Origin of the sequence: Enemella evansiae (assembly GCF_002250705.1) — a bacterium.
Classification (GTDB): Bacteria; Actinomycetota; Actinomycetes; order Propionibacteriales; family Propionibacteriaceae; genus Enemella; species Enemella evansiae.
On the sequence record NZ_NMVP01000009.1, the window covers coordinates 42150 to 67202 of the forward strand.

General features: G+C 70.4%; 21 protein-coding genes, 1 pseudogene and 1 riboswitch. Of the genes and pseudogenes, 15 read left to right on the forward strand and 7 right to left on the reverse strand.

Translation table 11 applies throughout. The annotated features are described in order from the left end of the window. Positions 1 to 690: 690 nt before the first annotated feature. Entirely contained in the window at positions 691 to 1728 is a 1038-nt protein-coding gene (locus tag BI335_RS07885) for a threonine aldolase family protein (protein ID WP_094430112.1), read from the forward strand. Positions 1729 to 1738: 10 nt separating this feature from the next. Further along, on the forward strand, positions 1739 to 2377 hold the full coding sequence (locus BI335_RS07890; protein WP_094430144.1) for an MBL fold metallo-hydrolase: 639 nt from the start codon (positions 1739 to 1741) through the stop codon (positions 2375 to 2377). Positions 2378 to 2540: 163 nt separating this feature from the next. Here the strand turns inward: BI335_RS07890 and BI335_RS07895 are convergent, their stop codons facing one another. Next, positions 2541 to 4691, reverse strand: a complete 2151-nt coding sequence (locus BI335_RS07895) for a Stk1 family PASTA domain-containing Ser/Thr kinase (protein ID WP_133625815.1) — start codon at positions 4689 to 4691, stop codon at positions 2541 to 2543. A 141-nt stretch (positions 4692 to 4832) separates the two neighbouring features. On the opposite strand from BI335_RS07895, the gene thiE reads away from it, so the two are divergent. The 5 genes from thiE (at position 4833) to BI335_RS07920 (ending at position 8791) form a co-directional block, all read left to right on the forward strand. After that, positions 4833 to 5675, forward strand: a complete 843-nt coding sequence (gene thiE, locus BI335_RS07900) for a thiamine phosphate synthase (protein ID WP_208109143.1) — start codon at positions 4833 to 4835, stop codon at positions 5673 to 5675. Continuing rightward, positions 5672 to 6217, forward strand: coding sequence for a guanyl-specific ribonuclease (locus BI335_RS07905; RefSeq protein WP_229119492.1), 546 nt, complete (start codon positions 5672 to 5674; stop codon positions 6215 to 6217). Before thiE ends, BI335_RS07905 begins: the two co-directional genes overlap by 4 nt. Beyond that, a complete protein-coding gene (locus BI335_RS07910; protein WP_094430114.1) occupies positions 6214 to 6594 on the forward strand; it encodes a barstar family protein in 381 nt (126 codons plus the stop codon). The genes BI335_RS07905 and BI335_RS07910 overlap by 4 nt, the downstream gene beginning before the upstream one ends. Positions 6595 to 6698: 104 nt before the next feature. Continuing rightward, on the forward strand, positions 6699 to 7259 hold the full coding sequence (locus tag BI335_RS07915; protein ID WP_094361119.1) for an ATP-binding cassette domain-containing protein: 561 nt from the start codon (positions 6699 to 6701) through the stop codon (positions 7257 to 7259). An 86-nt stretch (positions 7260 to 7345) separates the two neighbouring features. Continuing rightward, on the forward strand, positions 7346 to 8791 hold the full coding sequence (locus BI335_RS07920) for an APC family permease (protein ID WP_094430115.1): 1446 nt from the start codon (positions 7346 to 7348) through the stop codon (positions 8789 to 8791). Between the two features lies 1 nt (position 8792). On the opposite strand, the gene BI335_RS07925 is transcribed toward BI335_RS07920, so the two are convergent. Further along, positions 8793 to 9911, reverse strand: coding sequence for a polyprenyl synthetase family protein (locus BI335_RS07925; RefSeq protein ID WP_094430116.1), 1119 nt, complete (start codon positions 9909 to 9911; stop codon positions 8793 to 8795). A gap of 50 nt (positions 9912 to 9961) precedes the next feature. On the opposite strand from BI335_RS07925, the gene metF reads away from it, so the two are divergent. Beyond that, positions 9962 to 10852, forward strand: coding sequence for a methylenetetrahydrofolate reductase [NAD(P)H] (metF, locus tag BI335_RS07930; protein WP_094430117.1), 891 nt, complete (start codon positions 9962 to 9964; stop codon positions 10850 to 10852). Between the two features lie 13 nt (positions 10853 to 10865). Here metF and BI335_RS07935 read toward each other — a convergent pair whose 3' ends face one another. From BI335_RS07935 to BI335_RS07950, 4 genes are all read right to left on the reverse strand, one after another. After that, entirely contained in the window at positions 10866 to 13100 is a 2235-nt protein-coding gene (locus BI335_RS07935) for a HelD family protein (RefSeq protein WP_094430118.1), read from the reverse strand. Positions 13101 to 13179: 79 nt separating this feature from the next. Next, positions 13180 to 14118: a hypothetical protein gene (locus tag BI335_RS07940; protein ID WP_094430119.1), complete on the reverse strand. Its 939-nt coding sequence runs from the start codon at positions 14116 to 14118 to the stop codon at positions 13180 to 13182. A gap of 67 nt (positions 14119 to 14185) precedes the next feature. Then, positions 14186 to 14836 carry a hypothetical protein gene (locus BI335_RS07945; RefSeq protein ID WP_094430120.1) on the reverse strand — a complete coding sequence of 217 codons (651 nt, stop codon included), beginning with the start codon at positions 14834 to 14836 and terminating at the stop codon, positions 14186 to 14188. Positions 14837 to 14930: 94 nt separating this feature from the next. Then, positions 14931 to 15491, reverse strand: a complete 561-nt coding sequence (locus tag BI335_RS07950; RefSeq protein ID WP_094430121.1) for a TetR/AcrR family transcriptional regulator — start codon at positions 15489 to 15491, stop codon at positions 14931 to 14933. Between the two features lie 79 nt (positions 15492 to 15570). Between BI335_RS07950 and BI335_RS07955 the strand changes: the two genes are divergently transcribed. The 5 genes and pseudogenes from BI335_RS07955 to ribH all read left to right on the forward strand — a co-directional run bounded on the left by BI335_RS07955 (position 15571) and on the right by ribH (position 20180). Further along, on the forward strand, positions 15571 to 16572 hold the full coding sequence (locus BI335_RS07955; protein WP_166646711.1) for an alpha/beta fold hydrolase: 1002 nt from the start codon (positions 15571 to 15573) through the stop codon (positions 16570 to 16572). Positions 16573 to 16596: 24 nt separating this feature from the next. Beyond that, positions 16597 to 17193 carry a riboflavin synthase gene (locus BI335_RS07960; RefSeq protein WP_094430123.1) on the forward strand — a complete coding sequence of 199 codons (597 nt, stop codon included), beginning with the start codon at positions 16597 to 16599 and terminating at the stop codon, positions 17191 to 17193. A gap of 43 nt (positions 17194 to 17236) precedes the next feature. After that, positions 17237 to 17367: riboswitch (FMN riboswitch) on the forward strand. Between the two features lie 96 nt (positions 17368 to 17463). Next, a pseudogene (ribD, locus tag BI335_RS21850) lies at positions 17464 to 18429 on the forward strand (bifunctional diaminohydroxyphosphoribosylaminopyrimidine deaminase/5-amino-6-(5-phosphoribosylamino)uracil reductase RibD); the annotation flags it as partial. Between the two features lie 51 nt (positions 18430 to 18480). After that, positions 18481 to 19707, forward strand: a complete 1227-nt coding sequence (ribB, locus tag BI335_RS21365) for a 3,4-dihydroxy-2-butanone-4-phosphate synthase (RefSeq protein WP_229119495.1) — start codon at positions 18481 to 18483, stop codon at positions 19705 to 19707. After that, on the forward strand, positions 19704 to 20180 hold the full coding sequence (gene ribH, locus BI335_RS07970; RefSeq protein WP_094430126.1) for a 6,7-dimethyl-8-ribityllumazine synthase: 477 nt from the start codon (positions 19704 to 19706) through the stop codon (positions 20178 to 20180). Before ribB ends, ribH begins: the two co-directional genes overlap by 4 nt. 197 nt (positions 20181 to 20377) lie before the next feature. Here the strand turns inward: ribH and BI335_RS07975 are convergent, their stop codons facing one another. Beyond that, a complete protein-coding gene (locus BI335_RS07975; RefSeq protein WP_208109142.1) occupies positions 20378 to 21838 on the reverse strand; it encodes a helix-turn-helix domain-containing protein in 1461 nt (486 codons plus the stop codon). A gap of 135 nt (positions 21839 to 21973) precedes the next feature. Between BI335_RS07975 and aceA the strand changes: the two genes are divergently transcribed. Together aceA and aceB are read left to right on the forward strand one after the other, a co-directional pair. Beyond that, positions 21974 to 23263, forward strand: coding sequence for an isocitrate lyase (gene aceA, locus BI335_RS07980; RefSeq protein ID WP_094361093.1), 1290 nt, complete (start codon positions 21974 to 21976; stop codon positions 23261 to 23263). A 176-nt stretch (positions 23264 to 23439) separates the two neighbouring features. Next, positions 23440 to 25050, forward strand: a complete 1611-nt coding sequence (gene aceB / locus BI335_RS07985) for a malate synthase A (RefSeq protein WP_094430130.1) — start codon at positions 23440 to 23442, stop codon at positions 25048 to 25050. Positions 25051 to 25053: the final 3 nt, after the last annotated feature.

Consider the following 25053-nt stretch of genomic DNA (forward strand, 5'->3'; position numbering starts at 1 on the left):
CGCTGAAGGCTGAACTCGGCGCAGTCCCCGTTGCGCAGGGCCGAATCGGCGATGGCGAGACCCGCGTCGAAGGGCAGGGTGCGCAGGCAGTCGACCAGGGTACGGCTGCGGCTGGTCACGCCGGCACGGTCGACGTCGTCGGGAGCGAGATCGGCCCAGTGCACGGAGACGTCCTTCGGGATCGTCCGCAGTCGGCGGCTCCGCGGGACGGTGACCGTGATCGTTGCCGGTGTGTCCTTCTGCTCCCAGCCCCAGTGGGCAGCTGCACTCTGGTGCGAGAGCACCGCCGACATGGCGTGCGCCCGGCGCAGGGCTTCGCCGGCGGTCGGGAGGGCGTATCGGCCCCGGGAATCACGGACCACGGCACCGGCACTGACCGCCTCCGCGAGTTCCCTCCGCGAGGTTGCCCGCACCAGCGCCGACCAGCGACCGACTCCGCCCCACAACTCCAGACAACCCGTGACATCCATACGGCCAGCTTGGTGCGCCCGTTGCCACCGGGGGAGGGCCACCGGGCTGTTATCCACAGGAAATCTGCGAACGCTGGGACATGCAGTGGTCGCAACCGTTCATGATCAAACCCAGTGGGACTGGTATTACCGATCGGTCGATTCCCACTACTGCATGTCCCAACGCACGCCACTTGAGCCGACGCGCCGGACACCGACGCGGTGCGGTAGAACAGACCGCGTGATCGATCTGCGCTCAGACACCCTGACCGTTCCGGACGAGGCGATGCGGCAGGCGATGGCCGCGGCGCCGGTCGGGGACGACGTGTACGCCGAGGACCCGACGATCGAGGCGCTGGAGCGGCGGACCGCCGAGCTGCTCGGCCACCAGGCCGGTCTGTTCTGCGCCACCGGATCGTTGTCCAATGTGCTCGGCGTCGCCATGCTGGTACGGCCTGGGCAGGAGGTGCTCTGTGACCGGGACGCGCACATCGCCCGCGCCGAGCTCGGTGCGCACGGCGCCTACACCGGGGTGACGATGCGGACCTGGCCGTCGGTGCGCGGCATCACCGACCTGCCCACGATCGAGTCGATGCTGGCCCCCGACGCCGGCCCCTACCTGGTCTCCACCGCCGCGGTCGCACTGGAGAACACCCACAACTTCGGCGGCGGCAGCATCCAGCCGCTGGACCACCTGCAGGCCGTCCACCAACTCTGCCGCGACGCCGGCGTACGCCTGCATCTCGACGGCGCCCGGTTGTGGAACGCCCATATCGCCACCGGAACGCCGCTGGCGGACTACGGGCGGTTGTTCGACACGGTCAGCGTCTGCTTCTCCAAGGGTCTCGGTGCGCCGGTCGGTTCGATGCTGCTCGCCGACACCGACACGATCGCCCGCGCCCGGGTGATGCGGAAACGGTTGGGCGGCGGCTGGCGGCAGGCCGGTCTCCTGGCCGCCGCCGCGGACCATGCGCTGAGCAACAACCTGGCCCGGATGGCCGACGACCACACCGCCGCCCGGGCACTCGCCGAAGCCGTCGCCGAACGCGCCCCACAGGCCGTCGACCTGACGACCGTGCAGACCAACATCGTCGTCCTCGGCACCGGCGCAACACCGGCCACCGAGATCGCCGCCAAGGCCGCCGAGGCCGACATCCGGGTCTCCGCGCTCGGTCCGCGGATGGTCCGCGCGGTCACCTGGAACGGGATCTCGGTCGACCAGGCCCGTAGCGCGGGGGAGCAGTTGGGCACCCTGCTCGCCGACCGAGACCCGGAGTAGCGTGATGCCCATGCAACTGACTCACCTCGGACATTCCGCGGTGCTGGTCGAGGTGGCCGACCAGCGCATCCTGATCGACCCGGGCAACTTCTCCGACGCCTGGCACGACCTGACCGACCTGGATGCGGTGGTGGTCACCCACCTGCACCCCGACCACATCGATCCCGAGCAGCTGCCGAAGCTGCTGGCCGCCAACCCGGACGCCCGGCTGATCGTCGAGCCCTCGGTGCCCGACAAATACGACCTGCCGAACGCCGAACGGCTCCCGGCCGACAGCTCGGTCACCGTGGGTGCCGCGCAGATCGCGACCGTCGGCGGTGAGCACGCGGTGATCCACCGTGACATCCCGATGATCGGCAACGTCGGCGTACTGATCCGCGCCGAGGGCGAACCGACCCTGTTCCACCCGGGTGACTCGCTCGCCGCCGTACCGAGCGGGGTCGACGTGCTGGCGCTGCCGGCGATGGGCCCCTGGGCGGCGCTCAAGGAGCACATCGACTTCGCCCGCCAGGTCGCCGCGCCGCGCGGCTTCCTGATCCATGAGGCGCTGATCAGCGACCGCGGTTGGGGACTGATGTCCAACCGGCTCGGCGAGATGACCCCGACCGAGCTGACCGACCTGCGCGACGGTACGCCGCTGACGCTCTGATTGATGTCGGCTCGCGCGCAGCGCGCAATGACCCCGCTCTTCGGCCCAGTCGTCGAAATCCGCGCGGGGAGTCCGCGGATGGGGCGCCGGCGACGCGAGGATTTCTCCTTGGTGGGCCTGTATCGCGGGGGCGCGCTGCCGGACGCTCGCCTCCCATTGACGCTCAGACGAGCAGCAGCGTGATCGTCGAGCCCTCGGGCGCCTTCGCGCCGGCGCCGGGATCGGTGGAGGCCACGAATCCCAGCCCCAGATAGGTGTCCGAGGGCTTGCTCTGCACGGTGAAACCGGCCTTCTGCATGGCGGCGGTGGCGTCGGTGACGCTCATCGCCTTCACCTCCGGCACGGCCACCATCACCGGGCCGAGCGAGCGGACCAGGGTGATCTTGTCGCCCTTGCGGCCGGTACCGGAGCCGGGGCTCTGGGAGATCACCTGTCCGGCGGGCACGGTCTTCGAGTTCTCGGTGCGCACCTCGACGGTGAACCCGGCCGACTCCAGCTTGTCCTGGGCGTCGCTGGCCGAGCGCCGCGAGTAGTTGGTGATCGGGATCGGCTTCGGCCCCTTGGAGATGACCAGGTCGACCTTGTCGCCGCGCTTCAGCTTCGTCCCGGGCTCGACCGAGGCCGAGGTGACCTGACCGGCGGGTGCCTGTTCGTCCCACTCCTCACCGACCTTGCCGACCGACAGATTGGCCGCGGTCAGCGCGCTCGTCGCCTCCTGCCGGCCCATGCCGGTCACCTTCGGCATGTCGAAGCGCTCCGGCCCGCGCGAGATCACCGCATGGAGCTCACCACCGCGGACCACGTCGGCCCCGGCCACCGGATCGGTGGACATCACCTGACCCGCGGGCACGGTCTCGCTGTACGCCTCCTCGGTGGTCAGCTGCAGACCGGCCGCCGACACCGCCTGGGCCGCCACGGCCTGCGGCTGCCCGGCGATCGTCGGCGCCGCCACGTAACGGCCGTCGAGCAACCACCAGCCACCCCCGCCGACGACGCCGGCCAGCACCAGCAGCACCAGCGCGACGAGCGCACCACGGCGGCGTACCGGCCGCTGTGCGACCCGCTCGCTCCCGGCGTACCCGCCGTCCTCGCCGCTCCCGTCGTCCTCGCCGTCCTCGTCGGTGGGCAGCGGCAGCGCGGCCACCGGCTCCCGGTCGGGCACGTCGAAGGTCTCGTAGGCGTCCAGCATCGAGGGGCTGTCGACGTTCACCCCACCGGCACTGATCGAACTCGCGGTGACCCCCGAACGGCCACTGGTCGCCGGACCCACCGGTACCCGCTCGCTGGCGTGCAGCGCATCCTTCGGCGCCGGCGGCTCGGCCGGCTCGATCACGGTGGGGGAGACCGGCGTACCCCAGTCGAGCGGTTCGGTGTTCTCCAGATCCGCATAGCTGCGGGAGAACTCGGCGGTCAGCAGCTGATCGTTCATCACCCCGGCCGACAACGCCTTCAGCGCCCGGCGCACCATCTGCTGCAGCTGCCGGGCATCGCGCGGGCGGCGGTCCGGCTCCCGCTGGGTGGCCGCGCGGACCAGCGCATCGACATAGGGCGGGATGCCGTCGCGGGAGGTGCGCCAGGAGGTGTGCACCCGCGTCGAGGGGGACGGGATCTCGTTGTGCACGTGGGCGTACGCCACCTGGATCGGCGTCTCGCCGGTGTGCGGCTTGCTGCCGGTGAGCATCTCGAACAGCACCACGCCGGTGGAGTAGACGTCGGAGCGGGTGTCGGCCTTCCCGTGCAGCACCAGCTCCGGCGGCAGATAGGAGACCGTGCCGATCAGCATCCCCTGGGTGGCGGTCGCGGTCTGTGCGGTGATGGCGCGGGCCAGCCCGAAGTCGGCGACCTTCAGCTGGCCGCGGTCGGACAGCAGGATGTTCTCCGGCTTGATGTCGCGGTGCACCAGATTGTTCTCGTGCGCCGCGGACAGTGCTGACAACACGTGATCGATCAGCTCCAGGCAGCGCTGCGGCGGCAGCGGGGCGTCGCGGCTGATCACCCGCCGCATCGTGCAGCCGGCCACGAACTCCATCACGATGTAGGGCCGGTCGTGGTCGTGGCCCTGGTCGAAGACCGACACCACGTTCGGGTGGCAGAGTCGGGCGGCGGCGCGGGCCTCGCGGTCGAACTTGCGGGCGAAATCCCGGTCGTCACCGAGGCCCTCGTGCATCACCTTGACCGCCACGATCCGATCCAGCCGGGTGTCGAGGGCGCGATAGACGGTCGCCATCCCGCCGCGGGCGAGACGTTGCAGCACCTGGTAGCGACCGTCGAGCACACATCCCACCAGGGGATCGCTCATATTGGTCGTCGTCACGATCTGCGCTCCGTACACGGGTTGGGGAAGGTTGACTCGTGTGTAAGCCGTCGGATCGGAGTCTAGGGGGCGAGGGGAACATTTCCCGGTGGCGCGCCGATGATCACCAATCTCCCAGTGGGTGCGATTACGCTGGCCCTCGTGACTGCACTGATGGGACTCGACGTACGCCTGAAGACGGCGCGGCTCTACCTGGTGACCGATATCCGCAGCGACACAAAGGATTTCGGCAACTTCGTCGAGGCGGCGTTCGCCGGCGGGGTCGACGTGCTCCAGGTCCGGCAGAAGGGTCTCGATGAGGAGCAGGAGCTGGAGGCCCTCGAGCTGGCCCGCACGATCGCCTACCACTACCAGGGACTGGTCGTGGTCAACGATTCGCCGACCCTGGCGCGCAAGTTCTCCGCCGATGTGCTGCATCTGGGCCAGGCGGACGAGCAGCCGCGGCTGGCGCGTACCTTCCTGCACCAGTGGGCGCTGATCGGCCAGTCCACCCACTCGGAGAAGCAGGCCCGTGCCGCGCTGGAGAACCCCGAGGTCAACTACTTCTGCGTCGGCCCGGTGTACGCCACCTCCACCAAGCCGGACTACGAACCGGTCGGTACCGAGCTGGTCCGCGCCGCCGCCACCATCGCACCGCCCGGTGACCCGGACAGCAAGCCGTGGTTCGCGATCGGCGGCATCAACGCCGACAACCTCGATGAGGTGCTCGCCGCCGGTGCCCGGCGGGTCGTCGTCGCCCGGGCGATCACCAGGGCCGCCGACGCCGAGGCGGCCGCCGCCGAACTGAGCGGCCGGCTGCGGCAGGCCTGGAACGACGATCCGGCGATGCAGGACTATCTGGGCAGCGTCTTCCAGCTCGGCCAGGGCGGAAATTTCGTGCCGGTGCAGGACAAATCGGGCACCGCCGACCAGCCGGAGACCATCGGCGAGGAGATGGCCGGTGAGCCGGGCGAGCGGCACTGGGGCGAGGACACCGACGAGTGAGCGCAGCCGCGCGCGGCGGTACGCCGAATCGGCGGATCGCCAGCATCGTCCTGCTCGTGCTGGTGATCGCGATGGCGATCGGGTTGTACGCCTGCAAGCAGCAGCCCGGTACCGGGTCGGGCGCCACCCCGGTCGCCGGTGCGACGAAATCCGGCACCGCCCAGCCCGCGAAGTCGCCGGGTGCGAAGGCGACGGGGACGAAGACCGGCGGGGCGAAGACCACCGCTGCCCGAGGCGGCGGGGCGACCGACCCGGCATCGGGACTGCGCTGGATCGACGCCGCCGAGCTGCCCGCCGAGGCGCGTACCACCCTGCAGCTGATCGACCGGGGCGGGCCCTATCCCTATGACAAGGACGGTGCGACCTTCGGCAACTTCGAAGGCATCCTGCCCCAGCAGCCGCGCGGCTACTACAAGGAGTACACGGTGAAGACCCCGGGGGAGGGTGACCGCGGCGCGCGCCGGATCGTCACCGGCAACAACGACAAGGAATTCTTCTGGACCCCCGACCACTACGCCAGCTTCGCCAGGATCCGGCGATGAGCGCGGGCAGCCCGGACCAGGGGAGCCGGTCGCCGCGCGACCGGCCGCGACCCGGCGTGCACCGGGTGCTCGGTGAACCCACCGAGCTGATCAGCACCCTGCGCCGCGACGGCTGGCTGATCGGCCGCCTCGGTCCGGCCACCGGTCGCCGGGAGTTGCTCGCCGAGATCGGCGAGACCCTGCACTTCCCCGATTACTACGGCAGGAATCTGGACGCGCTGGATGAGTGCCTGCGGGATCTGGACCGGCCGACGGCGCTCGTCTGGTCCGGCTGGCAGCAGCTGGTACGCACCGATCCGCGGGCCTGGTCGGCGCTGCTGGAGATCTTCGACGAGCGGGCCCGCGAGCACCCGGATTTCACGGTTTTTCTGGTCTGAGGGGAACTTCGGGAGAACCCCTACCCCCGCGGTCCGACCCGGGTCTCCGAGCTCGGGTCCGCAGACGGATTCGCAGGGCTGGCGCGGTGCATAGCGTTGTCCCCATGAGCCGAACGAGCCAGTCCCTGCAGAACCGCACACACACCGCGATCGCCTGCTCGGCGTTCAATCTGACCCGGCTGGGCCCGCGCGCCGGGCTGCACCGCCGGGTGCTGGTCGACCAGACCAGTGTCAATCTGGAGCACGGTCGCTGGACCGCGGTCGCCGGACGGCGCGGCTCGGGCGCCTCGGAACTGGTTCGCTGCCTGGCCGGGGTGGAGCGGATCGACGGTGGCCGGGTCTTCCTGGCCGGCCGCGAGCTGAGCAGCCTGAACGAGCGGGAGCGTCGCCAGGCCCGGGAACTGGCCCGCAGCGAATATGTCGGCCCGCAGCGCACCCCGGTGGCGCTCGCCGATGCCGTCGCCCGCGCACTGGCCACCGCACCGCGGCTGCTGTTCCTGGACACCGTCGGCGGCGCGGTCTCCGACACCGTGCTCGGCTCGCTGCGCCGGGCCGCCGACGAGCAGGGGGTGACCGTGGTGCTGGCCACCGACGATCTCCAGGTCGCCCTCGGGGCCGACCGGGCGCTGGTGGTCAACGAGGGCCGGGTCGTCGAAGACCTCTGAGGCTCATCGGCCCTGCTTGGCGCCGGGTGCGTGCGCGTCGCGTAACGTGACGCCCACGCACACGGCAACGAGGCCGAGGAGGGCCCATGGTCGACCCCGCCGACACGCAGCCCCGCTTCAAGAAGGCCCTGGGGACCGTCGACTCGTACGCCCTCGGCTTCGGCGCGATGATCGGCTTCGGCTGGGTCGTCCTCACCGGGGGCTGGATCAGCGACGCCGGCACGTTCGGTGCGGTGGTCGCGATGGTGATCGGCGGCCTGATCATGGCGGTCGTGGGTCTGGTGTACGCCGAGCTCACCGCGGCCATCCCGAAGGCGGGCGGTGAGCACAACTTCCTGATGCGCGGCCTCGGACCGCGCTGGGCCTTTCTCGGATCCTGGGGCATCACCGGCGGCTACATCACCATCGTCGCCTTCGAGGCCGTCGCGCTGCCGCGGACGATCGCGTATATCCTCCCGCAGGTCAACTCGGGCCCGTCCTGGACGATGTTCGGCTCCCCGGTGTTCCTGGTCTGGGCGCTGATCGGCTCGCTCGCGGCCGTCGTGATCACCGCGATCAACATCGTCGGCATCAAGGCGGCGGGGGTGACGCAGACGTTCGTGGTGCTGTTCCTGCTCATCGTCGGCGTGCTGCTCGCCGTCGGCGCGGGTACCGGTGGCTCGGCCGCGAACATGGCCCCGTTCTTCACCGGTGCCGGTGGGCTGTTCACCGTGCTCATCGTCGTCCCGTTCCTCTACGTCGGTTTCGACGTCATCCCGCAGGCCTCCGAGGAGCTCAAGCTGGCGCCGAACCGGATCGGCCGGCTGATCGTGATCTCGGTGCTGATCGCCACCGCGTGGTATGTGCTGACGATCCTCACCACCTCGTCGTCGATGCCGGCCGACCGGCTCGCCGCCTCCGACCTGGCCACCGCGGACGCGATGGCGGCACTGTTCGGCAACCCGGTGATGGCGAAGGTGCTGCTCGCCGGCGGCATCGCCGGCATCCTCACCTCCTGGATCGCGCTGCTCATCGGCGCCTCGCGGCTGCTCTACGCGCTCGGCGAGTCGGGCATGCTGCCGCGCTGGTTCGGCCGGTTGCACCCGCGGTTCCAGACACCGGTGAACGCGCTGCTGTTCGTCGGCGCGCTTTCGGCGATCGCCCCGTTCTTCGGCCCCGACATGCTGGGCTGGCTCGTCGACTCCGGCTCCCCGAGCATCGTCATCGCCTATCTGCTGGTGTGCCTGGTGTTCGTGATGCTGCGCCGCCGCGAGCCGCGGATGGGGCGCCCTTTCGTCGCGGGTGGTCCCGGTCGTGGTGGCATCGTGCTCGGCATCGCCGGCGTCGTGCTGTGCGCCGGGCTGCTCAGCCTCTACATCCCCGGAATGCCCGCCTCGATCGCGCCGGCCTCGTACGCGTTGTTCGTCGCCTGGTGGGTGCTGGGCCTGGTCTTCCTGCTGCGGGTACCGACGGGCATCCAACCCGGCCCGGACGCCGAGCCCGCGCTGCACCGGGCGCTCGCCGAGCGCCGGGCTCTGCGGGCAGGCCGCTGAGTCATGCCACCCGGTGCACGGCCAGCTCCGCGAGCCGGGTCAGCGCCTGCCGGCCCTCGGCGGTCATCGGGGCGGTCAGCGCGGCCAGCGCTCGCTCCAGTTCGGCATCGATCATCTGCTCGACCACCTCGGCGGCGCCGGAATCGGCGATCAGCTCCCGGGCCCGGGTCACGCCGCTCTCGTCCAGGTCGGGGTCGCCGAGCAGACGGTCCAGTTCGGCGCGCGCGGCGGGGGAGCTGGCGGCGTACGCCTGGGCGACCAGCACGGTGCGCTTGCCCTCGCGGAGGTCGTCCCCGGCGGGTTTGCCGGTCGTCTCCGCGTCTCCGAAGACGCCCAGCAGGTCGTCGCGGAACTGGAACGCCCGGCCCAGCGGCGACCCGTACGCCGCCAGTGCGTCGAGCAGGGCCGGGTCCCCGGCGCCGAGCGCCGCGCCGAGTTGGACCGGCCGCTGCACCGTGTAGCGCGCGGTCTTGTATTCCACCACCCGCTGCGCCTGGTCCAGCATCCGCTGCGGATCATCGCTCGGCTGGTGCTGCATCAGCACGTCCAGATACTGCCCGCAGGTCACCTCGGTCCGCATCGCCTGGGCCAGCGGCAGTGCCCGGGTCAGCGCGGCGGGCTCCAGGCCGGCCGACTCCAGCAGCTGCACCGACCACATCACCAGCAGATCGCCGAGCAGGATCGCCCCGGCCTGCCCGAACCGGTCGGACGGGCCCTGCCAGCCGGCATCGCGGTGCCGGGCCTCCAGCTGCCGGTGCACCGCAGGCAGCCCGCGGCGGGTGTCGGAGGCGTCCATCACGTCGTCGTGCACCAGGGCCGAGACGTGCAGCAGGTCCAGGCTGGCCGCGGCCCGCAGCAGCGGCGGCAGCTGCTCGGCGGACGGCAGGCCGGCCGCTGCGGCGTACCCCCACAGGCAGAACGCGGGCCGCAACCGCTTGCCGCCACCGGTGAAGACGGCGGCGAGCTCGCTCAGCTCGGACAGTTCCGGGCCGATCGCCGCGAGTGGCTCCCGCTGGCCGGCCAGGAAGTCGGTGATCGCCGATTGCACCCCCTCGCGGAGGGAGGCTGATACCGGATCGCCCGGGTCGAGACGATTGCTGTCGAGGAGAGGGCTGCCCACACGCTGAGCCTATGCGGGTCGGTCACCGGTCCTCGCCTAGGGTTGACGCCATGTCCCGCCGTGATCCCAGCATCGCCGAGCTGCTGGCCGCCAGCGACCGGCCGTTGTTCTCGTTCGAGTTCTTCCCGCCGGCCAGCGAGGAGGCCGCTCGCACGCTGTGGCAGACGGTCCGCCAGCTCGAACCGCTGGCGCCGGACTTCGTCTCGGTCACCTACGGTGCCAACGGCTCCACCCGGGACCGGACGATCAACGTGACCCGGCAGATCGCCCGCGAGACCACGCTGCGCACGATGGGGCACCTGACCTGCGTCAGCCAGAGCCGCGACGACATCCGCCGGGTGGTGGGGGCGTACGCCGACGCGGGCATCCGGCACATCCTGGCGGTGCGTGGCGACCCGCCGGGTGGGCCGACCGCGCCCTGGCAGGCGCATCCCGACGGCCTGCGGAACGCCACCGAACTCGTCGAACTGATCGCCTCGCTCGGTGACTTCTGCGTCGGAGTCGCCGCCTTCCCCGACGTGCACCCGGAGCACCACGATCCCGAGCTGGACGCCAGAATCCTTGTGGACAAGGCGAATGCGGGCGCCGACTTCGCCATCACCCAGCTCTTCTTCACCGCCCGCAGCTATTTCGAACTGGTGGACCGGGTGCGGTCGCTGGGCTGTGACATCCCGATCATCCCGGGCATCATGCCGGTCACCAATCTGCGTCAGATCGAGCGCTTCGCCGAGCTCTCCGGGGCGGCGCTGCCGACCGGGGTCACCGACCGGCTGCTGGCCGCCGACGGACCCGATGCGGTTCGCGCCGAGGGGGTACGGATCGGGACCGAGCTGGCCGACGAACTGCTCGCCGGCGGCGTACCCGGGCTGCACTTCTTCACCCAGAACCGCTCCCGCGCCTCCCGGGAGATCCATTCCCGGCTGCAGCGGGTCCCCGCCTGAGCGGGGCCCGCGCTCAGTCCGCCAGCACCGAACGCCAGGCGCCGGGCTGACCGTCGGCGGTGACGTCCAGGGTGACCAGCCGCTGGGTTGGCCGGGTCAGGGTGACGTAGAGAACCCGTACCCCGCCGGGGGATTCGGCGACGATGTCGTCGGCGCCGACGACCAGCACCGCGTCGTATTCCAACCCCTTGCTGTCCAACGGGGTGACCAGCACGACCCGCTCCTCATCGACACCGGCATCGGCGAGAATCCGTTGCACCGAACCGATCCGCGACGGCGGGCAGATCACACCGACGGTGCCCTCCACCTGGTCGGCGAGCCGGCGTACCCGCTCGGTGAGCACCTCGGCCAACTCCGCGGGGGTGGTGCTGAGCAGTTCCGGTTCGATCTCGGTGCGCCGGATCGCGGTCGGCAGATCGGCCTCCGGGTAGGCGGCGACGACCACCTTGGCGGCCAGCTCGAATACCTCGGCCGGCGAGCGGTAGTTGGTGCTCATCCGGAACCGGCGCGACGGGGCGGTGCCGATCAGGTCCGCCAGCGCCCGATCGGTCTCGGCCTGGTCCGGCCAAGAACTCTGCGCCGGGTCGCCGACCACGGTCCACGACGCCTGCGCCCCGCGGCGGCGCAGCATCCGCCACTGCATCGGGGTGATGTCCTGGGCCTCGTCGACCAGCACGTGCGCGAAGGTGTCGTGCGCGTCGGCGTCCGGATCGATCTCGGTGCGCTGGGCGGCGCGGTCCATCGTGGTGACCACCTCCGACACCTGGCTGCCGTCGGCCAGGAACAGCGTCGGATCGGTCTCCTCCTCATCGGCCGGGACCGGCCCGAGGATCGCGACGAGTTCGTCGAGCAGCGCCATGTCGGCGACCGACCAGTCGGCATTCTCGGCATAGCTGGCGGCTAGGGTGTCGATCTGGGCGTCGGTCAGCGAATCGCCGGCCAGCCGCGCGGTCAGCCGCCGGTCGCCGAGGCGGCGCAGCACCTGGGTGGCGCTCAGCGGCGGCCACCAGGCCTGCAGGAACATCTTGTACGCCGCCTGGTCGGTGACCAGTTCGGTGAAGGCGTCCTGTTCCAGGTCGAACTCCTCGGCCGGGAAGCGCTGCCAGAGCGCCTCCAGCAACCCCTTCTCGGCAGCGTCGCGACCGGAGTTCACGCGGTGGTGACGGAGCACCTCGTTGCGGATCCGGGCCAGCGTCGGCTGGTCGAGGGTGAGCACCTCGCCCTTGACCGAGACCCGCAGTCGGGCCATCTCGGCGGTCTGCTCGAGCAGCGGTTCGTTGACCAGCCGGCGCAGCAGCGGCAGCATCGCCAGCGATCCCTTGATGGCATGGGCGGCGCTGGTGTCGGTGCGCTCGGCGCGGAAGCCGAGCACGTCGGAGGCGACCGAACCGACCGCGCGCAGGGTCACCGAATCCTCGCCCAGGCTGGGCAGCACGCGTTCGATGTAGTTCATGAAGACCCGGGACGGGCCGACCACCAGCACGCCGCCGTTCTCGAAGCGCTTGCGGTGCGAATAGAGCAGGTACGCCGCCCGGTGCAGCGCGACCACGGTCTTGCCGGTGCCGGGGCCGCCGGTGATGATCGTGACGCCCTGGTAGGGGGCGCGGATCGCCTCGTCCTGCTCGGCCTGGATGGTGGCGACGATGTCGCGCATCTGCGGGCCGCGGGCGCGGCTGAGCGCGGCCAGCAGGGCGCCCTCGCCGACCACGACGAGCTCGGTGTCGGCATGCTCGCCGTCCAACAGGTCGTCCTCGATGCCGATCACCCGATCGCCGCGGCAGCGCAGCACGCGGCGGCGTACCACCTCCATCGGCTCGGCCGGGGTGGCGCGGTAGAAGGGTTCGGCGGCGCGGGCGCGCCAGTCGATCACCAGCGGTTCGTAGTCGTCGTCGCGGACGCCGATCCGACCGATGTAGCGCGTCTCGCCGTCGGTGCGGTCCAACCGGCCGAAGACCAGGCCCTCGTGCTCGGCGTCCAGCACTGCGAGCCGCTTGGCGGCCTGGTAGGCGAAGACATCGCGCTCGAAGAGGCCGGTGCCGTCCTCCTCGCGGGCCCAGCTCATCCGGTCGCCCTGATAGAGGGAGCGGCCCTCGGTGGCCACCTGTTGGGCGGACCGGGTCGCCTCGGCCAGTCGGTCGTAGACCGCATCCACGTGCGCCTGCTCGATGGCGAGCTCACGCTCGACCGTCGTGCTCTGCGGATGGTTATCGGAGGGCCCCGAACCCTCGGGCCGCGAATGCGCAGTCAATCCCGTAAATCCTCACCTGTCGGAAACAGACTCAGCATTCTACGCGGGCTCGGGGTAAGTCGGCAGCCAGGCTCGACAATCAGTGGCGGCGATGCACGGTGAGGTCCTTGTTGGTCGGGTGGATGTCCTCACCGGTCAGGTCGGCGTGCACCGCATAGGTCGCGAGCGCGGCGGAGAGCAGTTGCCCGGCGACCGTGCTGCCGGCGGCGGTGTGCGCGCCGCAGGTGTAGTGGTGGCGTCCGGTGCGGGAGCCGGTACGCCGCCACCACGGCTTCGGCCCGCGCAGGCCGCCGGGGATCCGGCCGGTTGCGGTGATCGTCGCGTCGGCGTCGTCGGGGGGTGACTCGGTCTGGCGTACGCCCCGGGCGTCCAGGCGGCGGGCGAGCGCGTCGATCAGCGCCGCCGAACCCGCCGGCGTACCGTCGGCGTGGGTGACCTGCCAGAGTCCGAAGGTCCGTTCGACGCTCAACCAGACGGCGTCACTGGCGGGGGAGTGTCGCGGCACGCCCTCGGCGGCGTCGCGGATCACCTCCGACAGCACCGGATGGTCGAAGTCGGTGGCCAGGTCCTCGACCGTCCGCCCCACCCACAGCTCGCGGCGGGCGGAGCGGAACGCGACCTTGTCGAACTCCCGCTCCAGGCCGAGCGGGCGGCGTACCTGCCAGACCTCGTCCAGGGCATCGAGCAGGTCCCGCCACCGCGCGGCCACCGGTTCGCCGAACTCGGCGACCAGCAGCCGCCACTGCGCGCCGCGCTCGGCCGGCAGGTCCAACCCGGCCACCGGGCGGCTGTCGACCGGGGTGAGTTCCAGGCTTGCCTGGGCGAGTTCGGCGGCGAGGATGCGTCCGGACTTCTTGAACAGGTCACGCCAGGGGGCGGGGAAGGTGAACACCTCGGGCAGGTCGTGCCGCGGGGTCGGGTCCGAGCGGACCAGGGTGACCCGGTGCCCGACCTTCGCCAACCGTGCGCAGGCAGCCATTCCCGCGAGTGTGTCGCCCAGCACGGTGATGTCAGCCACGGTGTGAATTCTAGTCACCGTGTGGTGCGTCGACACTGGTCGAGCTGTGGGGTGGCTCAGGTGCGAGTCACCGGTACGGATCGTCCGGCTCGGCCCAGTCGGCGTACTGCCAGGACCAGCGATCGGGATGACGGATCCGGTCACCGGTCAGGTCGGCGACCCAGGCGTCGGCCACGTCCCGGTCGTTGGCCAGGGAGCCCCGGTCGGTGCGGCGGAGCAGGGACAGGTGCTGCTCCATCAGGGAATGGGTCAGCCCGCGCTCGCGCACCGCGGTTGCCAGCTCCTGCACCAACTCCTCGGTCCCGGGCTCGCGGAGCACGCCGACGGCGTGGGTGATCAGCAGCAACTGGTCGGTGTCGAGGCCCTCGATGCCGGCCCGGATCACCTTCTGCACCGGCGGTGGGGGAGGCGATTCCAGCACCACGACCCGCCAGTCGTAGTCGGCCCGGTCGGCGGCGGCCTGCAGTGCCGGCAGCACCCGGTCGGTCGGGCAGTGTCGCTGGGTGGGTGGCAGGAGTTTACGCATCCGCACCAGCAGTGCAGCGGGCTGACGTTGCAGCTTTCGCGCGATCGCCTCCACCGGGGCGCCCTCCCGGGCCATCGTGACCATCGTCTCGTGGTCGTCGTCGGTGTAGGACTGGCCGTTGCGCGCCGGCGGTGGTTCGGGTGGGCCGATCAGCTCGGACTGATGGCGCTGGAAGGACAGGGTGTCGGACATGGGAATATCTCCTTTTCCCATCCTGACTGGAGAAGCCGACGATCGGGGCGGACCGGTGTTGTCCGATCGGGGGAGGTGTTGTCCGTCCCGCGGTTCAACCGGGCAGGCGGGAGGTCAGCACTGCCAGCGCCTCGCGGGTGGTCAGGTCCCCGATCAGCACGCGCTCGGTCAATCCGTCCGCCAGCGCGATCAGTGCGCGTGCGTCCCGCAGGGCCGAGCGTTTCGGCGTACCCAGCTCGCCCAGCAGGCCGGCCACCAGCGTCTCCTGCCCCCGCTTGCCTTCGGCGAGGATGGCCGCGATCTCGGCATCGGTGGCGGCCGCGGTCAGGTAGGCGTACCAGATCGAGACCCCCGGCCCGGGTTCGGCGGCGCGCCGGATCGGGTGGCCGAGTGCCTCCCGCAACCGGCCGGCGGGGGAGGCCTGCTCGGTGTCCTCGCGGTATCGGTCGGCGCCGGCCTCGATCATCGCCCGGGCGCTCACCCGCAGCAGCTCCTCCTTGCTGGCGAAGTAGTGCTGGATCCGGCCGACCGAGACCCCGGCCGCGGCGGCCACGGTGCGCATCGACACCGCGGCGAGCCCGTCCCGGGCGATCACCAGCCACACCCCCTGCACGATCTCGGTGCGGCGGGCGTCGTGGTCGACCTGGCGTGGCATGCCGGCATCGTAACAGTACGACCGTATCGCTCTGTGTTACGATACGACTGTATTGTCAACTGCAGGGATGAGGAATGTCGTGAAGAAGACCGAAGGTGCGCGCAGGCGCCGCTGGCCGTGGGCGCTGTTGATCGTCGCGTGCGCGCTGCTGCTCACCGACAAGGTGATTGGCCTGGCGAACCCGCAACCGCAGGTCGGCCGGTTCGACGGCATCGAGGGGGCGCGTGCCTACGACTCGGCGTACGCCGCAGCACTCGCCGCGATGCCAACCCCCACGACGATCCGGGACATCCCCACCACCTTCGGCTCGGTCCGGGTGACCCAGTGGACCCGTCCGGAGCTGACCGGGCTGGTGCCGGTGCTGCTCACCCCGGGTTGGGGATCGGGTACGCCCGCCTGGGATGCCAATCTGCGCGACGTGATGGCCGAACGCCCGGTGATCGCGGTCGACGCCGTCGGCGACGCCGGTCAGTCGGTGCAGCGCATTCCGCTGACCAGCACCGCCGATCACGCACGGTGGCTCACCGAGGTGCTGGATGCGCTCGAGGTGCCACGGGTGCACGTGGTCGGCCACTCCTTCGGCGCGGCCACCGCCACCGCCCTGGCCCTCCACCGCCCGGAGCGGGTGGCCAGTCTGACCCAGCTCGAACCGGTGCTCACCTATGGCCAGCTGCCGGCCTCGGTGATCTTCTGGAGCATCCCGGTCAACGTCCCGTTCCTGCCGCAGTCGTGGCGCGACCGTGGGTTGGCCGAGATCGGTGGCGTCGATCCGACCGAGCTGAAGACCGCCGGTCCGGTGGGGGAGATGATCGCCGCCGGCACCCAGCACTATCGGCAGGCGATGCCGATGCCGAGCCCGCTCACCGACGAACAGATCCGGGGGTTGCGGATGCCGATCTATCTCGCGGTCGCCGGTCGGAAATCGTTGGTGGGTGGCGATGCCGCCGTGCAACGCGCCCGGCAGCTGCTGCCGCAGGGTACGATCCGGATCTTCCCGAATGCCACCCATTCCCTGCCGATGCAGGAATCCGCCGCCCTCGACGCGGACCTGCTCGCCTGGTGGCGGACCCAGGACCGGTGATCGAGGGGCCGTTACGCTGAGCGGGTGTTCACCGGAATTGTCGAAGAACTGGGTGAGATCGTCGAACTCGACGATCGGGGCGAATCGGCCGTGCTGCGGATCCGCGGGCCACTGGTGGTGAGCGATGCGAGCCACGGTGCCTCGATCGCGGTGAACGGGGTCTGTCTCACCGTCACCGACCGCGACGCGGAGACGTTCGCGGTCGATGTGATGGCCGAGACGCTCAACCACAGCAGCCTCGGTGACCTGGTGCCCGGCAGCCGGGTGAATCTGGAGCGTGCGATGGCCGCCAACGGCCGATTCGGCGGCCACATCGTCCAGGGCCATGTGGACGGCACCGCGCGGATCGTGTCGCGTACGCCCGGTCAGGACTGGGAGGTGGTTGGCATCGAGCTGCCCGCCGAGCTGGCACGATACGTTGTGCACAAGGGATCGATCACCGTCGACGGGATCTCGTTGACCGTCTCGGCGGTCACCGACGACACCTTCGAGGTCTCGCTGATCCCGACCACGCTGGCGCTCACCACCCTCGGCGGCAAACAACCCGGGGAGACGGTGAATCTCGAGGTCGACGTGCTCGCCAAGTACCTCGAGAAACAGATCGCGGCGCGTGACTTGTGACACCAGCCCATTCCCTGGTTGGGAATCCTCTGCCATAGTGGTCGCACGCGCTCCGGGGTCGGTGCAATTCCGAACCGGTGGTGACAGTCCACGACCCGGCCACAGCCAGTGGCCGGTTGACCTGGTGGAATTCCAGGACCGACGGTGAAAGTCCGGATGGGAGGCAGCGCGTGACGGTCGGCCAGTGCCGACCGCTGCTGGTGCTTTCCTGCACCCGACCCCCGGAGTCATGTTCGACGACCGGGAGGATCCATGACATCCCAGACCGAGATGTGGCTCGACCTGCGCCTGCTCCGGCGCGCCGCCGCGCTCGCCCTGCACGGCCCGCTGCCGGACCCGAATCCGCGGGTGGGTGCGGTGATCTGTGACCCGGCGGGATCGGTGGTGGGCGAGGGCTGGCACCGTGGCGCCGGCACCGAACACGCCGAGATCGCCGCACTGCGGGCGGCCGGGGCCAGCGCACGGGGTGGCACGGCGTACGTCACCCTGGAACCCTGTGCCCATACCGGGCGCACCGGCCCCTGTGTGCGGGCACTGATCGAGGCGGGCATCGCACGGGTGGTGTATGCGCGGTCCGATCCGAATCCGGCCGCCGCCGGCGGTGCGCAACGCCTGACCGACGCCGGCGTGGCGGTGGCCCGGTTGGACATCGACGCCGCGGATCTCAACCCCCATTGGGAATTCGCGGTCCGCAATCAGCGCCCCTTCGTCACCTGGAAGTACGCCGCCACGCTCGACGGGCGATCCGCCGCGGCCGATGGCAGCAGCCGGTGGATCACCGGGCCCGAGGCCCGCGCCGAGGTCGGGCGACAGCGGTCCGAGTGCGACGCGATCCTGGTCGGTACCGGGACCGTGCTGGCCGACGACCCGTGGCTCACCGCCCGGCATCCGGACGGCACCCTGCAGGATGGGCAACCACTGCGCGTCGTGCTCGGCGAGCGGCCGATCCCGGCCACCGCGCGGGTCCTCGATGAGGCCGCGGAAACCCTGCTGCTGCGGCACCGCGATCCGGAGCGCGCGCTCGCCGAACTGCACGCGCGTGGCATCCGCCACCTCTGGCTCGAGGGCGGGCCCCGGGTCGCGGCCGCGTTCTGGCGCGCGGGGTTGGTCGATGAGCTGATCGGCTATCTGGCCCCGGCCCTGCTCGGCGAGGGACGGCCCGCGGTCGACGAGCTGGGAATCCCCACCATGGCGGAGATCCTGCGCTTCGATCAGGTCGACGTCACCCCGGTCGGTGTCGATCTGCGGGTGACCGCGCGCCCACGCGCCCGAGCGCACCGGACCGCGGTGGACCTCGACGTTCCCGCCGCGCTCGACGCCCTGCGCGCCGGCCGGCCGGTACTGGTGACCGACGACGCGGACCGGGAGAACGAGGGCGACATCGTGCTGGCCGCCGACACCCTCAGCGACGGGTGGCTGGCGTGGACGATCCGGCACAGTTCGGGATACGTCTGCGCCCCGCTCAGCGGCGAGCTCGCCGACCGGTTGGAGCTGCCGCTGATGGTGCCCGACAACCGCGACCCGTTGCGGACGGCGTACACGATCACCGTGGATGCGGCCACCGGTGTCGGCACCGGGATCAGCGCCGCCGACCGGGCGCACACGCTGCGCACGCTGGCCGCCGCCGGTCACGGTGAGGCGGGTCCGGCGGATCTGATCCGCCCGGGCCACGTGGTGCCCTTGCGGGCCCGCGACGGTGGCGTGCTGACCCGTCGCGGTCACACCGAGGCCGCGGTGGATCTGTGCCGGCTGGCGGGCCTCGCCCCGGTCGGCGCGATCGCCGAACTCGTCAACGACGACGGCACGATGATGCGCACCGACGCCATCCGGGCGCTGGCCGAGCGGTCGGGCCTGGGGGTGCTCACCATCGCCGACCTGGCGGCCTGGCGCCGCTGCCACGATCGGGTCGAGCTGGTCGCCGAGACACGGATCCCCACCGCACAAGGAGAATTCGCGGCCCGTGGCTATCGGGACCTGCTGACCGGTGCCGAGCATCTGGTGCTGCACACCGACCGGTTCGGTCCGCAGCCGCTGGTCCGGGTGCATTCGGAGTGTCTCACCGGGGACGTGTTCGGATCGCAGCGCTGTGACTGCGGGCCACAACTCGACGCTGCCCTCGCGGAGGTGGCGGCGGCCGGTGGGCTGGTGATCTATCTGGGTGGCCACGAGGGCCGCGGGGTCGGTCTGCTGGACAAGCTGCGGGCGTACGCCGAACAGGACGCGGGTGCCGACACCGTGCAGGCCCAGACCCGGCTCGGGCTGCCGGTCGATGCGCGTGAGTACGGCGCTGCGGCAGCGATCCTGGGCGATCTCGGCATCGACCGGATCTCATTGCTCAGCAACAATCCCGCCAAGGCCGCCGGTCTCACCGAGGCCGGCATCGAGGTCGCCGAGACCAGACCACTGCGGGCCGGCCAGCACCCCGACAACCTGGCCTATCTGCGGACCAAGGCCGCACGGTTGGGGCACCGCACCCTGCTGCACCCGGCCGACGAACTCAAGGAGCGAGCATGAGCGGACACGGCGCACCCACCCTGGAACTCTCGCCGGTGGCCGCGGGCGGACTGCGCGGGGTGATCGTGGCGAGCAGTTGGCATGAGGTCGTGATGAACGGGCTGATCGACGGCGCGCGCCGCGGCTTCGAGCAGGCCGGGTTGAGCGGTGAGGTGATCCGGGTGCCGGGCAGTTTCGAGCTGCCGGTCGCCTGCGCCCGGCTCGCACCCGGCCACGACTTCCTGGTCGCCCTCGGGGTGGTGATCCGCGGTGGCACCCCGCACTTCGACCACGTCTGCCAGGCGGCCACCCTGGGGATCACCCGGGTCAGCGTGGATACCGGTACGCCGATCGGTTTCGGCGTGCTCACCTGTGACACCGAGGAGCAGGCGCTGGCCCGGGCCGGTCTGCCGGATTCGCTCGAGGACAAGGGTTTCGAGGCCGCCCAGGCCGCGATCCTCACCGCGGTGACACTTGCGGGAGCAGGCAGGTGACGTGGCACCTCGAGCAGATCAGGCCCCCGCGCCCCGGTCGGGGCATCGTCCTTCGGTCCGAGCATGGTGTGTCATGCCCCAACCGAACTCCCATGCCCCGACCACCGAGTGCGCGGTCGAACTGGGTTCATCTCGACACGCTCGCTGCGCGAGCTACTCGATGAACGTGAGAACCTGCTGCCCCAACCACCGAGCACTCAACTCCCGTGCGCCTCGAGGAAGGCGTACACCTCGGTCTCGTCGACGCCGGGGAAGGCGCCCGGGGGGAGGGCGGCCATCAGATGTGAGTGGGCGCGTGCCGACGGCCAGGCGTGCCCGGCCCAGGCGCTGGACAGTTCCGCGGGTGGCCGGCGGCAGCAGGTCTCGTCGGGGCAGCGGGATTTCGAGCGTTCCCGGGTGTCCCGGCCACGGAACCATTTGGCCTGCACGTAGGGCACCCCGATGCAGGTCGAATACGCCCCCTCGACCCGCGCGGTGCACCAGAACGTGCCCGCCGAGGTGTCGGTGTACTGGTCGAAGGCGTTGAACTTGTCGGAGGCGTCGAAGACCTGCCGGCTGGTCCAGTAGCGGCAGACCGGCTGACCCTCGATCGCGCCGGTGTGGTCGGCCGGGAAGTTCACCCCGTCGTTCTCGTAGGCCTTGTAGATGATCCCGGACTCGTGCACCTTCTGGAAGTGCACCGGGATGTCGAGATGGTGGGTGATCAGGTTGGTGATCCGGTGACTGGCGGCCTCGTAGGAGACCGCGAACGCGTCCCGCAGGTCCTCCACCGCGAGCTGCTTCTCCTTCTTGGCCTGGGAAAGGAACTCCACCGTCGTCGACTCCGGCATCAGCAGGGCCGCGGCGAAATAGTTCGTCTCGATCCGCTGGCGCAGGAAGTCGCCGTAGTTGTTCGGGGTCTGATGGCCGAGCACGTAGTGACCCAGGGCCTGCAGCAGCACCGATCGCGGATCGTGGTCGCCGCCGGCGGAGCGGGGCAGATAGATCCGCATCTGCTTCAGGTCGGTCACCGAGCGGGTGGAGTGCGGCAGGTCGCCGACGTGCTGCAGGGTGAAGCCGAGGTGGGCGGTGATCGCACCGATCTCGTGCTGGGACAGCGGGCCGCGGCGGTAACCGGCCTTCTTCAGCAACCCGGCCGCCTGCTCCTCCAACTCACCGAAGTAGTTGTTGTGTGCCTTCATCTCCGCACGCAGTTCGGTGTTCGCGCGACGGGCCTCCTCGGGGGTGGCGACCTGTTCCTCGGCGGTGCGGGCCAGCTCGCGATGGAGCCCGACCAGCGCCTCCAGCACCTCCATCGGCATCCGCGGGGAGATCCGCACGCTGGGCAGGCCCTTCTGCTGCGCGAGCGGGGAACGCATCGCCCGCTCCAGCTCGATCTCCAGCATGGTGCGCCGGTTGGGCACCTCGGAGAGGAAGTCGTCGATGGTGACGTCGTACGCCTTGGCGAGCTTCTGCAGGATGGAGACCTTGGCCTCGCGCTTGCCGTTCTCCAGCAGGGAGAGCTGGGAACTGGCGATCCCGGTGAGCTCGGAGACCCGGGAGAGGGTCAGCTCCCGCTCCTTGCGCAGGGCGCGGATCCGGCGGCCCAACGAAAACGGGTCGAAAACAGACTCCGGCTCGGGGTCCTTGGGGCGGCGCTGCCAATCCGATTCCGTCACTCTTTCACTCTAGCTAATTTTTGCATTTCTTTCACCAGAAACCTGCTGGGCAGGTGTTGTTTCTTGGCGCATCGTTGTTTCTGCCGGCCGATACGAGCCGAAGCCACAGACCGTGAACCGAGCGAAGGAGCCGTGATGAGCGAGAGCAGCACCCACATCCCGATGAGCGCCGAGTCGATGGAGCAGGACTGGAAGGACAACCCCCGCTGGACCGGGGTCCGCCGCGACTACACCGCCGCTGACGTGGTGCGGCTGCGCGGTCGGGTGCAGGAGGAGCACACCCTCGCCAAGCGCGGTGCCGAGCGGCTCTGGGACAAGCTGCACAGCGAGGACTTCATCAACGCCCTCGGTGCGCTGACCGGCAACCAGGCGGTGCAGCAGGTGAAGGCCGGCCTGCAGGCCATCTACCTCTCCGGTTGGCAGGTCGCGGCCGACGCCAACCTCTCCGGTCACACCTACCCCGACCAGTCGCTCTACCCGGCGAACTCGGTGCCGCAGGTGGTCCGCCGGATCAACAACGCACTGCTGCGCGCCGACCAGATCGAGTGCGCCGAGGGCATCCAGACCGTCGAGGACTGGCTGGTGCCGATCGTCGCCGACGCCGAGGCCGGCTTCGGTGGACCGCTGAACGCATACGAACTGATGAAGGCGATGATCGCCGCCGGTGCCGCGGGTGTGCACTGGGAGGATCAGCTCGCCAGCGAGAAGAAGTGTGGCCACCTGGGTGGCAAGGTGCTGATCCCCACCAAGCAGCACGAGCGCACCCTGAACGCCGCCCGGCTGGCGGCCGATGTGGCCGGCACCCCGAGCGTGATCGTGGCCCGCACCGACGCCGAGGCGGCCACCCTGATCACCTCCGACGTCGACGAGCGGGACCAGGAGTTCATCACCGGTGAGCGCACCGGCGAGGGCTTCTACAAGGTGCGCAACGGCATCGAGCCGTGCATCGCCCGCGGCCGGGCGTACGCCGACTATGCCGACCTGCTCTGGATGGAGACCGGTACGCCGGATCTCGAGCTGGCGAAGAAGTTCGCCGACGCGATCCACCAGACCCACCCCGACCAGATGCTGGCCTACAACTGCTCGCCGTCGTTCAACTGGAAGAAGCACCTGGACGATGCGACCATCGCCAAGTTCCAGAAGGAACTGGCCGCGATGGGCTACAAGTTCCAGTTCATCACCCTGGCCGGCTTCCACGCGCTGAACTACTCCATGTTCGATCTGGCGCACGGCTACGCCCGCGAGCAGATGAAGGCCTACGTGGAGCTGCAGGAGCGCGAGTTCGCGGCCGAGGAGCGCGGTTACACCGCCACCAAGCACCAGCGCGAGGTCGGCACCGGCTACTTCGACCAGATCGCCCAGGCGGTGAACCCGTCGAGCTCGACCGGTGCGATGGCCGGTTCGACCGAGTCCGCCCAGTTCTGATCGATACGGCTCCGAGCGATACGGCGCTGATCCAAGGCGCCTGATCCCCACCCCCGAACCAGCGTGCGGGTGACCACCTGCCGAGGTCTTGTCCAAACCTCCCGGTCACCCGCACGCAACCTTCCTCTCTCAAGTCCCTTCCCCAGAAAGTCCGTCCAGCAAAGGATTCCGAGATCATGCAGCAGATCGAGATCGTCGCCACCGAAGTCGTCGACCGGGCCGATGAGGTGCTCACCCCCGAGGCGCTGGAGTTCGTGGCCGTCCTGCACCGGCTCGCCGGGGGCCGGCGCAACGAGCTGCTGGCCGAGCGCAGCGTGCGATCCGCGGCGATCCAGGCCGGTCATGATCCGATCCGGCCGGCGGAGACCGCGCACCTGCGCGCCGATCCGCACTGGCAGGTCGCACCGCCCGCACCCGGGCTGGCCGACCGCCGGGTCGAGATCGTCGGCCCCACCGAACCCAAGCAGGCGATCAACGCGCTGAACTCCGGTGCCCGCGTCTGGCTGGCCGACCTGGAGGACGCCACCAGCCCGACCTGGCGCAACGTGATCTCGGGTCAGGTGACGCTGCGCGATGCGGTGCGCGGCGAGCTGGAGCACGACACCGCCGAGCGGCACTACCGGGTCACCGCCGAGGTGACCCCGACGATCGTGCTGCGCCCGCGCGGCTGGCATCTGACCGAGTCGCACCTGCTCGTCGACGGTGAACCGGTCTCCGCCGCACTGGTCGACTTCGGCCTCTATTTCTTCCACAACGCAAGGGAATTGATCGCCCGCGGCCGCGGCCCCTACTTCTATCTGGCGAAGCTGGAGTCGCACCAGGAGGCGCGACTGTGGAACGCGGTCTTCAACACCGCCCAGGACCTGCTCGGCATCCCGCGCGGCACCATCCGGGCCACCGTGCTGATCGAGACGATCACCGCGGCCGTCGAGATGGAGGAGATCCTCTACGAGCTGCGGGAACATGCGGCGGGACTGAGCGCCGGCCGCTGGGACTACCTGTTCTCGCTGGTGAAGCAGTTCCGCAGCCGCGGCCAGGCGTACCTGTTGCCCGATCGCGATCAGATCACCATGGCCGCACCGTTCCTGCGCGAGTACACCAGCGAACTGGTGCGGGTCTGCCATCGCCGGGGGGCGTACGCCATCGGCGGGCCGGCCGCCTTCGTCCCGAACCGGCAGAACCCGGCCGCCGACCGGCGCGCGCTGGACCGGGTCAGGATCGACCACACCCGGGAGGCCAAGGACGGATTCGACGGCTCCTGGGTCGCCCACCCCGACCTGGTGCCGGTCTGCGCGGCGGTCTTCGACGAGACCCTCGGTTCGGGCGAGCACCAGCAGGCCCGCCGGCGCCGCGACCGGCCGGCCGACACCGCCGCGCTGATCGACGTGCGCGTCCCGGACGCCGACATCAGCGAACGCGGGGTGCGGACCAACATCCGGGTCGGCCTGCGCTACCTGGACGCCTGGCTGCGCGGCCGCGGTGCGGTGGCGATCGGTTCGATGATGGAGGATGCCGCGACCGCCGAGATCTGCCGCTCCCAGCTGTGGCAGTGGCGGCACCTGGGTGCGCGCACCGCTGAGGGGCAACCGATCAGCGCCGAATGGCTGACCGAGCTGATCGCGCAGGAGTACGCGCTGATCCCGCGGGAGGCCGAGGACCGGCTCGACGAGGCCCGGGAGCTGTTCGCCGAGGTGGTGCTGGCCGAGCGGTACCCGGAGTTCCTGACCCTGGCGGCATACCCGCACCTGCTCGCGGGGAAGCCGGCCCGGTTGGCACCGGCGGCCTGAACG